The sequence below is a fragment of the Pelomonas cellulosilytica genome (assembly GCF_021353265.1).
Taxonomy (GTDB): Bacteria; Pseudomonadota; Gammaproteobacteria; order Burkholderiales; family Burkholderiaceae_C; genus Pelomonas; species Pelomonas cellulosilytica.
Genome location: NZ_JAJTWU010000002.1, coordinates 757133 through 772039, shown reverse-complemented (window position 1 = coordinate 772039; position 14907 = coordinate 757133). Strand labels below are relative to the sequence as shown.

Here is a 14907-nt window from a genome sequence, read left to right as displayed (position 1 = left end):
CTCAACCTTTCGGAAATCGGTGGCGATTGCCATGACAGCCAGGACATAGAATTCTAGGAATGCTTGACTCGCGAGTCCCCCCTTCATGAATCGGAGGATCGTGATGGACCTGCGCTTGGTTTGGAGGAGTTGGTTCGCCTTTCTTACTCGCAATATTTTCCAAATCCCTGCCGCAGTCCTCACACTTCATCTGGCCGTCGTTCTTTTCTGCATTCTTTTTCTTAGCATCCCTCTTGTTTTTTGGTGTGTAGTCCTCTTTTCGTTTCCCCGATGGGGTTTTTTGAACCTTGCCGCAATTCGTTTTGCCATTGTGAACCAGCTCTCCACTTTCCCCGACGAAATATGTGTGACCGTTCGCTATTTCAAGATTGAATACGGGAATTTTCCGCCACTCGGTACTGATCTTCTCAATTTTCACAAATCCGGCGTCTGATGGCTCATCCCCGGGGACAGCGGTGCTGAGAGGCTTGTGCCAAAGACGAGTACCTTCTTCCAAGCTGGCAGCGTCCCTCCAGCCTTTGTCAGTCATAAGCGGATGACCGCTCGTTGTCGCCAAGGACTGACCATTGGCCAGGAATATATTGACTATTTTTTGCTCTTTAAATGAACGAAAAACGTCAACCACCTTTTGATAGCCAAGTCGCTCATCCAGAGCCGAATCTATGCCCTTATTTTTCCACTCCGAAAATGCCAAAACCTCATCGCCGACCCTTAGCTCGTTAATCGGTCTTAGCTGCGCCATGCCTGCAATAGCATTCCATTCGGACGACTGTTCCGGCTTGACATGGACCAACGTGTCGCCAGGAAAACTGTTCTGACCAGGAACAAATGGGCAAGCAACTTCCTCGACCATCTTCTTGAAAGGCTTAGCCTTCTCAACCTTCTTAAATTTGCTCGCCCACTTCATCGCCCGGCCCAGCGGGCCTAGCAGGCAAGACGCCGCACAACTCTTGGCGCTTCCTCCAACGTCGTTGCACTCGCCACCCAGGGTACTAACTGCCGCGTCCTCCAACATGCACTCTGCAACGCAGCTCGCGTAAGCGGCTGCCGCGGGAATGATCTCCCCAGTCGGGTCCGTCAGATTGGCCGGATCAGCATCGGCATATCGATACCGATTCGTACCACCATCAAGCCCCACTGGGTCGGCCGTGATATAGCGACCGGTCGCCGGGTCGTAATAGCGACGGTAGTTGTAGTGCAGGCCCGTCTCGGCATCTTCGATTTGACCCGGCAACCTCAAAACCGTCGTGACCGTCGGCTTGTCGGTGGTCGCCGCCGGCGTCGTAATCTGGGCCTGGCCGAAGACGTTGAAATGCGCCGCCCAGACAACGTTGCCCGCGCGGTCAGTGGCCTGGACCGGCGTGCCGATGTGGTCATGGTGGAAGTACGCGACGACGGGCTGACCATTGCTGTTTATCGTCTTGACGAACAGATGACCCGTCGTGAAATCGGCATCAGGCTCCGGACCGTACTGGCTTGCCAGCTGCGGCGCTGCGGAAGCGGTGACTGTCTCGCCCGCGAGGGTGATCGGTTGGCGCGCCTCGGCGATCAGGCCTTCATCGGCATAGAGGTAGTAGCTGCGCTGCGCAGGCGCAAGCGCATTGCCGCTAGCATCGCGGTACTGTTCCTTCCAGATGCGGCGGTCCAGCGGGTCGTAGCCGTAGCGGGCCACCAAAAGACCCGAGCCAGTGCGAACCTCGGCGAGGCGGTTCAGCCCGTCATACCGGTACTCGGTGGCCTTGCCGCCCGCTTCCATCCTGCGCGTCAGGTTGCCGGCATCGTCGTAGTCGTAGGTCGTCGCGTTGGCGCCAGTGCCGCGCGTCTTGAGGCGGTTGTTGGCGTCATAGCTCCACGCGCCGCTGACGCGGCTGTGCGCGATGCGGTTGCCGGCGGCGTCCAGCGTGAACACCTCCACCTCGTTGCCGAAGCTGCCGCTCGTCTGCGCTTCTTTCAGGCGGCCTTCGTCGTCATAGGTGAAGCTGCTGTCGCGGTTGCTGCTCGCCGTGCCGACCGTGTCGGTGCGCTGGCTGGTCTTCAGCTCCTGCAGCTTGCCGTAGCTATTTGCGACGTCCAGCACGGTTTGCTGGCCCGGGTTTTTGACCTTGAGCGTCTGCAGGTTGAGCAGGCCGTCGTAGCTCTTCTCCTTGGCGCCGCCGCCGGGCAATATCAGCTTGCTTGGCGCCAGCCACTTGAAGTCGGTGACGTTGATGCTGCCTTCGCCGGGGATCGCGACCGACTGGAGTTCGCCATGGACGCTGTAGTCGTAGTCGATGGCCGTGCCGTCGGGCCAGGTCAGGCGCCTCTTGAGGCCCTCCAGCGTGTACTCGTACCCATAGCGCAGGGTGTACGTGCCGCCGGCGGGGTCGGGCACGGTCACGTTTTCTGAGCGCTTGCGGTGGGCCTCGTCATAGGTGAGCACGCCGCTGCTGGTCTGCTGGCCGGCAGGACGGGTCGCATCGGTGTCGGTCCAGCCGATCAGGTTGTCTTCCGTGTCCCAGCTCAGCTGGGTCGTGCGCTGCAGTTGGCCGCCTGCGTCGTACAGCCGGCTCTCCTTGACGCGGTCAAGGGCGTCGTAGACGTGTGCAAGCTTGCGGCCGGATGCATCGGTGCGCGATTCGACGTTGCCGGCGGCGTCGTAGGTGAAGGAGGTGGTCTGGCCGAGCGGCAGGATTTCCTTGACGACGCGGTCGTTGCGGTCGTACTCGAAGCGCGTGACGTTCCCGTTCGGGTCCGTGATGGTCAGCAGGTTGCCGCGCGCGTCATAGCTGGCCTGTGTTTTGTTGCCGAGGCTGTCTTCACGCACCGTCAGTCGACCGAGTTCGTCGTATTCGAACTTGCTCGTCTTGCCGTTCGCGTCGGTCTCCGTTTTGACAAGGCCGCGTGCGTCGTAGGTGCGACCGGATACCAAACCTTCCGTACCAAGCGGGTTCGGGTTCAGCAGCGTTTCGCTGGTCGGCTGCTCCAGCGCGTCGAAGCGCACGCGCTTCGTGAAAGTCGGATAGCGGATCTCCGTGGGTTCCTGCAGCGATCCGGGCAGGCCACTGCTCGAACCGTCGGCGATCTCGTAGCCGTACTCGGTCCGGTTGCCCAGCCCGTCGACCTGACGAATGAGGCGCAGGAAGTTGTCGAACTCGGCCGTCTCGCCACGGCCATCGGCGTCCGTCTGGCTGACAGGCAGGCCCTGCCCGTTGTAGCGCGTGCGGCTCAGGCCACCCACAGCGTTGACCGCCGCAACGGGGCGGTTCATCGCGTCGTAGGCGGCCTGCAGTGAGTTGCCTCGCTTGTCGGTTGCCGAGATCAGGTTGCCGACCTTGTCGTAGCTGTACTTGCGCTCGTTGGTGCCCAAGTTGGCCGGCGGAGCATCGGCCACGCTCACCGGCAAGGCTCCCGAGCTGCTCGCCACGTTGTTGGCGTCGCCCTCGTACTCAGCCCGCACCTCATGTGCACCCGAAGCGGCGAAGCTGACAGAGAGCATGGCCACGCCGTCGATGACGGGCGCTCGACCGAGCAGGTTGGCCCCCTCAAAGAAGCTGACAAAACCGCCGGGCCGGCTGCCCGCCACACTCGCCACCAACACCGTCGGTTTGCCAGCCGCGACGTCCTTGAGCGATGTGCGCAGCGCCACGTTCGACGCGCCAGCGTTGTCGGCGGCTAGCGGGAGCGGCGTCGACTCGCTCGGCGCATGGTTGCTATCACCGCCGTACTTGGCAATCAGACTGTAGGCGCCGGCCGCCAGGGTGGTGCGAACAGCATAGTTGCCCGACGCGTCAAGGTATCCGGTGCCGACGGTCGAGGTCCCACTGACAACCTGCACCCAGCCGGTCGGGTTGGTGCCTTCAACCTTGCCGCTGAGGATCACCTCTTGCTTGCCATGGGCCACCGGCACTGAGCTGGCGAGATTCACACGGCTCCCACCCTTGTCGACGATCAGATCAACGGGGGTCGCATAGACGCTGGCGTAGGAATCGGACTTGCGATACAGCTGGGCCGTGAAGCGGAAAGTGCCGGCAGTGCCTGGCACGAACTCGCCGCTGACATTGCCCTGGGCGTCGACCTCAAACAACGTCTGCGTGCCGCTGGCGAAGGCCAGACCCGTCGTGCCGCTGCCGGAGATCATGATCGCGCCGGCCAGTGGCACTGCAGGATCGAGGCCCGTCAGGTGCGCCGTGAAGCGCGCGGGCCGACCGATGACGACACGACTCTCTGGCAGCGTCAGAGTGATGGTCGGCCGCAACTGAGGCAGCACCGTCAGCGTGATCTCCTCGTTACTCCTGGAGTCGCTGAACCATGTCGCTTCCCTGCGAATGCCACTATTCGGGTAGACAACATCCTGGACGATCCCACCGTAGCCTCGCAGCTGGTAGGTACCTGGATACTCGAACCGGCAGGCAACATTGCCCACGGTCAGCGGTACGTTGTCAGCAAAACCGAAATTGCCCAGGTAACGGCAATTGCCTGGCATCACAGTCAAGGCTTCGTAGAGCACGTTGCCTGGTATCTGTGGCTGTATGACGCGGAACTGAACCTCCTGGCCTGCATAGACCTGGGTGTAGCCCGACTGCAGTTTGACCGGGTACTGCTCCGCATAGGCTGCGCCGCCCACAAGGATGGCGGCTACGCCCAGCAGGAGCTTCACTTTCGCGCTGGCCATGTTCTTGATCTCGATGAAACACTTCATGGTGTCGGGCTCACCGCCTTGAGCAGGTTGCCAAGTGCGTCCACCGTGTACGTGGTCGTGTTGCGGCGGGGATCGACGTGCTGCACGAGCTCGCCGGCACGGTTGTAGACGTACTCCCGGATATGTCCCTCCGGATCGGTGGTCTTCTTGACCTGGCCAAGCTGGTTGTACTCGAAGGTCCAGCTCGCATCGGGCGTCTGCACCCCGTTCTTCTCGAGCCGGCCCTTGCGCGTGTAGCGCACGAGTTGCCCCAACGCGTTGGTTTCGTACTCGGTGACACGCTCTTCGGGTGTACCGACCGCCTCGGTCCTCTTCTGCAGATTGCCCCGGGCGTCGTGTTCGTAAGTCGTCTTGACCCCAGCCTCGTCCACGTATTCCGTCAGCTGCAGGTGCAGTGGCGAATACTTGCTGGTACGCGTCGCACCACCCGGCAGTTCGACCTTGACAACCTGCTCGAACTCATCCCGCGTGACACGCGTAGTGAACCCTCGCAGGTTGGTCGAGATCTCGATGCGGTTGGCAGTGTCGAAGCGAACTTCATTCTCGGTACGGCCGTTGACGATGTAGCGAACCAGTTTGCCCACGCGGTTGTGCGTGAAGTGCTCAACCCTACGCCCGGCATCGGTCTCCGGGCCAGTGACCTTGCTCGCGAACTGCTTGTTGACATCGTCGTATTCGAAGAGGTATTCAGTCTCACCACCATCCGGCGCGGTGCGCTTGGCAACCGTGTCCCCTTGGTAGGAGAACTGCTCAACACGCCCTTCCTGGTCAATCACGCGAATTAGGCGGTTGGAGGCGTCATAGTCGTAGGCCAGCGTGTTCCCACGAGCATCTGTCACTTTGTTCAGGCGGTTACGCTCGTCATAGGCATAGCGCACGCTGCGCGCCGGAAGATCCAATGCGTAGCCGGCAACTGGATAGTCCCGGACCTCGGTGACGAGATCGCCTGCGTAGTGAAGGCTGTAGACAACCCGCCCTGCCGCATCAAGCACTGCGCGCATCTTCCCAGTGGTGTCTCTCAACATCCAAACGACGTTGTCGTTGCGATCACCGTAGGAGACGATCTGTCCCTGCACGTTGTAGTCAATCCAGTCACCGGCCCTGTCAGTCCAGCGGTACCCCTTCTGGTTGTCCAGAACATTGAGCGGGTATTGGCCGCCCACCACTGCCTCATCGATCGCGGCTGTGCTAGCTGACTGAAGCATGCGAATCAAACGCTTCTCGAGCCCGGTTCGGTTGTCAAAGGCATACCGACCTGATTCACCAAGATAGAGCTCATTAGCACGGCGGATACCCTCGACGTCGACGAAGGCGGAGCCACTGGCGCCGCCGCACAGTGCAGCAAAGTCGACATTGACGCGCACCGGCGGGGGATAGTCTCCCGATGCCTCCCCCATCAACCGATTGAACGGAGCCGTGCGGGCGGCAAGCACCGGGCCGGCATCGGGAACCCCGCCAATTACGGCGGTGCCAGTCGACGGCTGCCAGTCTTCGTCGACCAGCACCCAGCAGCCACCGCCACCACCGCCCGATCCTCCGCCTGCAGACGTGCTGCCTCCTCCACTGCCGCCCTGCGTTCCGGCAGTCGTGTCAGCGGCTTTTGAGCCGGTCAGGTTCTTCCAGCTTTGTGAGAGGCTCTCCCAATGTGGATTGAAGCGCCACTCCTGGCCGTCCCAGATGCGCATCCAGCGCACAGGACCTGATGTGGTGACGACGCTCAGATCGTCTGACTTGATCGTGAGGTATCCGTTGGGCACACCGACGACCACGTCATGCGTGCCTTGCTGCGCCGCCACCGTCGCCGCGCTCAGCGCGAAGCAAGCCATCAGCGCGCTCTGAAGCAATCGATTCATACAACTCACGATTCGCACCTCGAACCCTTGGGCACATACACACACTTCTTGCCCTTCAGCTTGATCGGCGTGGAACTACCGCTTCCACCGCCGCCTCCGCCTCCGCCGCCTCCTCCACCGCCTCCGCCACCTCCACCGCCGCCGCCTCCCCCCGCACCACCGCCGCAGGAGCTGTTGCTGCCGCTGAACCAAGATGAGCCGGTGGAACCCTTGTTGGTACCGCTTGGGCACTTCGATTCATAGGCAACCGAGGTGTTATTGCTGTAGCTGTAGCAACCACCACCGGAGGCTTGGCCGCTGCTTGCCGAAGCTTCGAGCGACGAAAGTGCCACAACGCGGTATGGGATGGTGAGGCGTTGTTTGGCCTCAATCGTCGCCGGCACTTCGGTCAGGAACTCGAAGCGAAAGAACGCATCGCTCTGCGGTAGCTTTTGCCGCACGTTCTCGGCGCGAATCAAGCCGTAGTTGGTCAAGCTCAATTCGCCGTAATAGACGTCGCCCGCGTTCATCTTCGGCAGGTTGATGCTAGATGGCTGCATGATCACAACGGCAGCAGGCACATCGGTCTCGAACGTAGCGTTGAGAGTGACCTCGTAGCGATCCTGTATCGGCACCTCACGTACGCTCCATTCAACGGTGACCAGGTTGTAGTTGAGAAACACTGGCTGGTTGAGCGTGATACCGGGTTTGACTGACAGGCGCCCGCTAATCTCCTGGTGGTTATTGGCCTTGACCTTGAACTTGTAGCGACCAGCCGGGACGTTTTGGAACAGCGCTTCGCCTGCCGCGTCACTCGTCAATTCCTCGGTGACAGTAGCTACGTCCTCGTTTTGCAAGAGGACTGTCGCACCAGCCAGACCTTGAATCAGCTTGCCGTCCTTTCCCACCGTGGCGGTGTACATGTCGCTTGCCTTGAATAGCACATGCCCCTTGCCGCTCTGCGTCAGGCTGACATAGACATTGACGAATCCCGTCGGTACGTTGTCGCCAACGTAATTGAGGCGAAACTCATAGACGCCCTCAGGGGTGCCGGACGGCGGCGCAAAGCTCAGATCTATCGTGCGCAACTCTCCAACGGCCAGGCTTCCACCCGTCTGGCTGGTGATGGCGGCCCAAGCAGGCGCGGGGGTCTGGCCATCCGGCTTCGTCAACGTGAAGCGCAAGTTGGTCGCCTCCATCAACCCACGGTTCTGCAGAACGAGTGACTCAAGCTGAGTGCCGCCCTGCGACATACCACTTTCTACGAAATTCGGCGTACTAATCAGAAAGGGCTTAGCCTCGCTGAGCACATAGTTGACTGTCAGGACGCCGAAAGGCGCGCCCTGGTGCTCGTCGCTGATGACCTGCAACAGCAGCGTGCCACTCGGTTGCGCGTCTTGCGAGGCAAGGAATTGCACGGGCAAGTTCAAGGTCTGCTTCTCGGCCAAATTGACCGGGTTGGGCAGCTGGATCGTCAGTCCCGCCGGAATCTGTCCAGTGGGCTGGCTGGCCGGATCAAGCAAGAGACGCAGATTGGTCGCCGCAGTACCCGGTCCGGCCTTGGCCGTGAAAGGAATCGTGAACGGATAGTTTTTCGCAAGATCGAGGCGATAAGGGCTCGGTCCGACAGTCACTCGGTTGACCGTGAATGCTTTTTGCTCCGGCCGGTCGGTGATGTCTGGGTGTACGGCGCTGACTTTGTAGAGGCCCGCGTCGGTCAGAGTCGGCTTGAATGTGTACGTGAACTGTCCCTGTGCGTCAGTGACAACCATGAAGCTGCGCTCGAAACCCTGCTGATTCAAGATCAGCTTGAGGCGCGTGTTGGGCAGCAACTGTTCTCCTGCACGGCCCCGCGCTCGACCGGTAATGACAATGTCTTGGTCACCGAAAGAGCTGACCGGCGTCACGTTGGTGACCTCGCCCACATAGGCTGTGTCAAGGAGCGACACCTGGCGCTCCGAGCCGCGGCCCGTGATCGTGATTTCGTCTGACTGGCCGGAGTGGTAGCGCAGCTTGTCGACTTCAAGGACAACGCGTACTACGTTCGGGCTCGAGGTCGGGACGTTGAGTTTGAACAGATCCGATTGATAACTGCTACCAGCGGCGACTCGTGCGACAGTTTGGCCGTTCGTCAGCGTAACTACGTTGGCACCGAAGACCTGGCGGTATGGCTGCGTGGCCAGTAGATTTCCGTCCAGGTCAAGGATCTTGAAGCGCAACTCATTCGAATCTGCGCTACCGTTACCAGTCGCTGTAAGGAACTCGATCTCGACATCGCTGGTGTTCTCGATCGACAGCTTCAGCTTGCCTTCGCCGCCGCGCACGAATTCCTCGGTCGACATGCCAACCACTAGCGCTCCGTCAACGACCTCCATGCGCTGATCCCTGGCGATCTTGACGAGTTCTCCTTCATTGGGCGCAATCTCAAGGCCCAACTGGGCATTCACCACGCTCGGCATATCAGCATGTCCGCCGATGATGAGCGAGATGAGTCGCGTGTCTGACGCAGCCAGATCGAACGCGTCCGAGCGATGCTCCTTGAACTCGGTCGAGTTCTTGTCGACCGGCACTCGCACGACGACACGCGCATTGCTCAGTCCCTGGGTTGAAAGATTGCCGACTTGCACCTGTATTCGGTTCATGACGCCGCGCTTGAGCGGCAAGCCACTGGCAATCTGTACCGCCGTGTTCGGAAGTGTCAGGCTTCGGGGCATCTCGACGCCATTGGCATCCACCGAGGCGACCGTGTAGCGGCGCTCACCCGAGGTGAAGCCGGTATCGACAAAGCTGAGCGCCGCGATTGGTCTTGGCGTGATGCGGACTCTGCTGTCATCCGGGCCGACGTAAACCTGATAGCCCGAGAGGTTGCCGTTCGGCGCCTGCCAACTCAATGTCGGCTGTACATTGCCAATCTGCTCGATGCGCAGGTTGCGCACCGGCAGCAAGCTGGCATTGAGGTAGATCGAGCTGGACATCGCCGACTCATTGCCCGCCGCATCGACAGCCGTAACGGCATACGCGCCCTCCTGGGGGGATGGATTGGTGTCGTAGGTGGCGAGCGAGCGGATCTTGGTTTTAAGCGGCGTCAGGCCCGCAGTCGCGGTAATCGCTGTGCCACCCGCACGATAAAGGTTGTAGGAGTCGACCTGGCTTGCCAGTGGCGCCTGCCAGCTTGCATAGATGCCCTGCCCGGTCAGGCGCGCCGTCAGATTTTGCGGCGCGCCAGGCCCGCTCGAGATGGCGATCACCTCGACCGGTGAGGTCTGGGCTGACAGCGACTCCTGGCCATTGGCCTGGCGCACGGCAGCCAAAGCGTATTTGTAGGTGCCGTCCAGACTGGTCGAGTCTATGTAGCTGACACCACTCGTTCGCCCCAGAGGCTCAAGGTTCGATTGGCCAGGGGTTTGGCGATAGATCTGATAGCTAGTGGCTTCATCGACAGACTGCCAGGCCAGCAGTACTCGGCCGGCCGGCTGCGCCTTAGCCGTGAAGCCCAAGGGGCCGGCGGGCGGAGGCAGTGTGCCTTGATAGACCTGGAATCGGTTCTGGGCCGCGACGCGGCTGGAGCTGTTCGCCAGATCGTCAAGTGCCTGAAAGCTGAAGCTCAAGAACTCAGGTGCACCCTGACCGGCATCGTTCGGCAACGTGAAGCTGACACGGTAGGTCTTGGGATCGATCTGGACGACATCGCCAATGGCGGTCGGCGTGCGCAGTGCACCCGAGAGCAGGTAGCGCACCTGCGGCGCGGCAGCCAACGCCTTGTCGAAAGTCAACTGCGCCAACAGCACGTTGCCGGTCTGGTACTTGATGGGTTGCGCCGGGGTGACGGCAATCGCAGCCAGCACAGGCCCCATGGTGTCGATCTTGAGCGTGGCGTCGCCGACGATCTCCGTGCCCCGATTGCCTGCCTCGTCTCGCCCCGAGAACAGCAGAGTCGCAACGCCAGACGGGGTGTTGGCGTCGATGACGAAGCTGCCTGTGTAGATCAGCGCCTCGCTGTGAGCAAGTTGGATCACGATTGGTGCGCTGCCGTTCGGGGCGAGGGCCACATAGGGATCGCCCTGCAAAGCCTCGCTGAAGGTAACGCGCAGATCGACTCGCCCCTGACCATAGCGGCCTGTGGCGACGTCCATCTTGCCCTGAGGGGTGAATGCAACGGCGTTGATCTTGGGCGGCGTGTTGTCAGCGACCGCCTGAGCGAGGTTCGACAGGAGGCTCAGCGTGCCAAGTTGGTTGATGGAGGCGACGCGGTAGAAGTAGATGCCATCTGTCGGTGGCACATCATCGAAGCTGGATCCCGCAACCGGTGTGCCGTTGACACGAGTGGCCTGGGCAACGTCTTCGAAGGGGCCGGCAGCGCGCAGGATCACATACCCGACAGCAGCGGCATCTTGCGATGGCTGCCAAGCCAGACGCACCTTGCCCTGGGCAAAGGCGCTTGTGGTCAGCGAGCCCGGCGCACGCGGCTTAGAGGTATCGAGTGTCACGAGCAGTTCCGCGCTAACCGGGCTACGATCACGCGAGTTGCGGACGATGGCCGTGATGCGGTTGGCGCCCTCGATTAGCGTCAGGCCGATCTCGAAGCGCTGGTTCTGTACGGGCACCCAGTCGGTCGCCTCGGCGCCATTGAGCAGCAGGCGTGCCTCAGTGCCGAACTGGGTCGTGCCCACCACGGTCACGCCAGCTCGATTGGTTTTTGTGGGCAGATTCGCTTGCAAGACCGGCGCTGGAGGCGGCGGCAAATCAACGCGAACCGGCACCGTCGCCGTCGAGGAGTTGCCGGGTCGGTCGACAACCATCAGCTCCAGTACATAGTCACCGTTTGGGACTGCCTCCGGATTGAGCGACAACTGATAGTTGCCGCCGCCCAAGCTCTCGACCGCTAGCGGTTGTCCCGCAAAGCGCGCACTGACGCTGGTCACACCGCTAGCGTCGCTGGCACTGAACCGCAGAGCTTTCGTCTGCTGCAAAGTCACGGCGCCCGCTATCACTACGCCGTCAATGGTGACAGACGTCACGTTCGGGCGCGTCACGTCCGGGGTCACGACGATCGATACCGTCTTGTCTGTGAAGCCCCCGACGCCGACTGCTCGCAACGTCACATTGAAGGTGCCCGCATCCTCGTATCGGATGTTCGGCGCGGCTACGCTGCTGGTGCGTCCATCACCGAAGTTCCAAAGATAGCTCGACGCCTGTCCGGTGCTGCGATTGTCGAACGTGACGGTGAGTGGAGCCTCGCCCGAGCCAACGCTCGGCGAGAAGTCAGCGGTCGGAGCTGGTACCACAAGGACATCGAGCGCATTCGACGGCGCCGAACTGTTGCCAGCCGCGTCGGTCGCGATCACGCGTGCGTACAGACGCTGCCCCGGCACGGCCGCACCATAGGTGTAGCTGGTGCTGCCGGAGGGAAGCAACTCGTTTACAAGAGGGCTCGTGAACTCCGGGTTCCCGGCGATCTGCACGCGGATCGAGCCAACCTCACCGCCTGGGTCGACGGCTGAGTAGCGCAGATCAATCGCATTGGCGCTGATCTGGGTCAATGATGAAACCTGTGCTGTTGGCGGCGTCTGATCGATCGTCGTTGGCGAGCTGAACGCTGACCAAGCCTCCCAGGTGCCGCCGTTGTTGACGCTGCCCCGGATTCGCACCAGATAGGTCTTGCCGGCCTCGTAGCCCGCAGACCAAGTAAACGAGTCGACATTGCCGAGCGTCTGGGCTGGCACAACGATGGCACCCGTGTCAGTCTGCACCTCAATTTGGTAGGTGTTCAGGTCAGGGATCCCCGACCAGCGCCAGACAGGCGCCGTACTCGTGTAACGGCCCATCGGTTCTGGGGCTGCTGCGGTAAGGCCGGAAATGTCGATGAAGTCGTAGGCCGCGGCCTTATCCATCACGTACTGCGTACCGGCCGAGTCAGGTGTAAACGAGATCGCTTGGCCGCCAGCTATGCTATTGACAGCATTGCAGCCGACCTGCACGTTCTCGCCGTTTCCGCCTTGGATGCCGATCGTTGCTTCGGTGCCTGTGCTTCGTGTGTCGCGCAGATAGCGGTATTGCAGCGATATCTGATTGCTGCCCTCGCTCAAAACTGCCTGGAAGGTGCCCATCGGCAGGTTTGAACCGTAGAAGTACTGATTGGTCCATTGAACGATCAGCTTGCGGTTCGGCGCCTCGCCAACGGTCTGATAGTGGATCTTTCCGGTCGGATTGTTCGGCGAGTCGGTTCGTAGATCATCCCAGAACACAAAGATCGTGTTGGGGTGGGAGCCACTCGGCAGACAGCTGTTGCTGTAGTCAGTCGACGCGCCGGTGAACTTCAACAGTCCGTTTGTGGAAACGTAGAACTGCGTACGCTCGACGCCGTAGTACTTGAACGTGAAGCCGATTGGGTACGGCCCGTTCGACGCGTCATCACCAAAGAGCTGGGTGTCTATCCCAGCCGCCGCGACATGAACAAAAAGTCCGCATAGCAAAGCAATGAGGATTTTCACAATGCGCGCGACAAAGGCTGCCATACGTCGGGTTCTCGATGCTGAAACTGGACTCGCTGACTCAAGCCCGCAACACGTTGCGAGACCTGCCGCGGGGCCACGATCTTGAAGAGCGCATCGGACTCATTGGTCGGATGCAATCGATGTGAAGTACCACTGCCCGGGTACATCGTTGAGGGTTAGCGGGCGGTGACGCCAGCCAACTAACCGGGCAAAACACCGGTCAGCCAACGAAGGGGACTAGCGTCGATGCGAACGCGGTGGGAACGCGGTGCTGAGCGCTCCGCCACCCGAAAAGGCCGACACTTGCCCCTGACGCTGCCAGCGCTCAACTGGCGAACCTAACCAAGGCGCAACGCGCCGACGCTCAAGCATTTGATCGCTCCCTGACTCATGCACCGCCTAAACAAAAGACTGCACGGCGGAAATGGTTTTTTGTCGCGGCGATGTTAGCGCGGTTCAGAGTTCCAAGACCACAAACTTCGCTGTGCTTCGGCCGGTGAATCTTGCCCGCTTCACGGAGCTGCATTCTGTTGTTGTGACAAGTAGGGCTGTGCGGGTCAGGTCTGCGTGCAACCTGGTTCTGCCGCTCGCCGTATGCCATGACTAGCGCGTCGAAAAGAGAGGGTCCCGAGACGGCTGCATAACTTCCCTGATGCGCGGCGCCTGGAGATCGGCTGCAATCCGGCATGGACAGCTTCTTCCTCATGGGCGCCAGGCCGCTGGTCCAAGACTCGCCGACGATGAAGTTGCACGAGCTGCTGGACTGGGCCGAGATCGCGCACAAGCTCAAGGGTCTGTACAAGCGTGAGGCCACGCACGGCGGCGGCCCTGAGCCGTACGCGCCGTTGTCCATGTTCAAGCTGATGCTGCTGGGGCAATGGCACGGACTGTCGGACACGCAGCTGGAGCACGCGCTCAAGGTACGACTGGACTTCATGGTGTTCACCGGCTTCGAGCCCGGTGACGGCAGCTTCCCCGACGCCACCACCATCTGCCGCTTCCGCAACCGGCTCGTGACGGCCAAGCTCGACCAGGTGCTGCTGCGCCGGGTCAATGTGCAGCTCGAAGGCCAGGGCCTGAAGGTCGCCGGCAGCCGCGGCGCGATCATCGATGCCACCATCATCGAGAGTGCGGCGCGGCCGAACCAGCATGTCGAAGTCGATGACGAGGGTCAGGCCGACGTGGTGGACAGTGCCGACGAGGAGCACGCTGGGTCAAGAAGGGCAATGAGGCCTTCTTCGGTTACCGCGGCTACAGCGCCGTGGACACCGAGGACGGCTATGTCGAACACGTCGAAGTGCACCCGGCCAACCAGTCCGAGGTGAACAAGCTGCCGGGCATCGTCGACGCGCTCATCGAGCAAGGCATCCAGCCTGAGGACGTGCTGGCGGACAAGCGTTATGCCAGCGCGGCCAACCGTGAGTACCTCCAGGCCAAGGGCATCGGTGACCTGATCCAGCTCAAGGGCAGCCGGGGCCATCCGGTGCATCCGTTGCAGACCCAGATAAACCGGGCCATCGCCAAGCTGCGCTACAAGGTCGAGCAAGGCTTCGGCACGATGAAGCGGCGCTTTCACCTGAGCCGGGCGAGGTACTTCGGGGTGGCCAAGACGCAGGCGCAGATGGCCTGGGCGGCGCTCGGCGTGAACCTGCTCAAGGCGATGAGGAAGCTGCAAAGCGGGCGGCTGCAGCCGTATGCAGGGAGTAGTCCGTCCTGAGGGGCCGAAGGCCCCTGGGAGAGGGCTCGAAAGGCGTCAAACCGGCCCGAAACCGGGTCTAGATTGCACATCTTGAATTCGCCGTCACTTCCGGCCGCGGACGCTCGTCGTGAGGTCAGTCGTGCAGCGGCCTCTTCCCTGAAGTCGAAGTTTGAGCGCGGCCTGGCCGCCATTGCGCCGCAGGCA

At 61.3% G+C, this 14907-nt stretch carries 3 protein-coding genes and 1 pseudogene; 1 reads left to right on the top strand and 3 read right to left on the bottom strand.

What is annotated here, in order from left to right; all coding sequences use genetic code 11:
• Window position 1: 1 nt before the first annotated feature.
• From LXT13_RS07355 to LXT13_RS07345, 3 genes are read right to left on the bottom strand one after another with little or no spacing between them, the layout of a single operon-like run.
• Window positions 2-4678 (bottom strand): Ig-like domain repeat protein, encoded by a 4677-nt coding sequence (locus LXT13_RS07355; protein ID WP_233371171.1) that lies wholly within the window; start codon window positions 4676-4678, stop codon window positions 2-4.
• Window positions 4675-6531, bottom strand: a complete 1857-nt coding sequence (locus LXT13_RS07350; RefSeq protein ID WP_233371170.1) for an RHS repeat domain-containing protein — start codon at window positions 6529-6531, stop codon at window positions 4675-4677. Before LXT13_RS07350 ends, LXT13_RS07355 begins: the two co-directional genes overlap by 4 nt.
• A gap of 5 nt (window positions 6532-6536) precedes the next feature.
• Window positions 6537-13025, bottom strand: a complete 6489-nt coding sequence (locus tag LXT13_RS07345; RefSeq protein ID WP_233371169.1) for a PKD domain-containing protein — start codon at window positions 13023-13025, stop codon at window positions 6537-6539.
• Window positions 13026-13690: 665 nt separating this feature from the next.
• Between LXT13_RS07345 and LXT13_RS28945 the strand changes: the two are divergent.
• Window positions 13691-14721, top strand: a pseudogene (locus LXT13_RS28945) (IS5 family transposase).
• The last annotated feature ends 186 nt before the right edge of the window (window positions 14722-14907 follow it).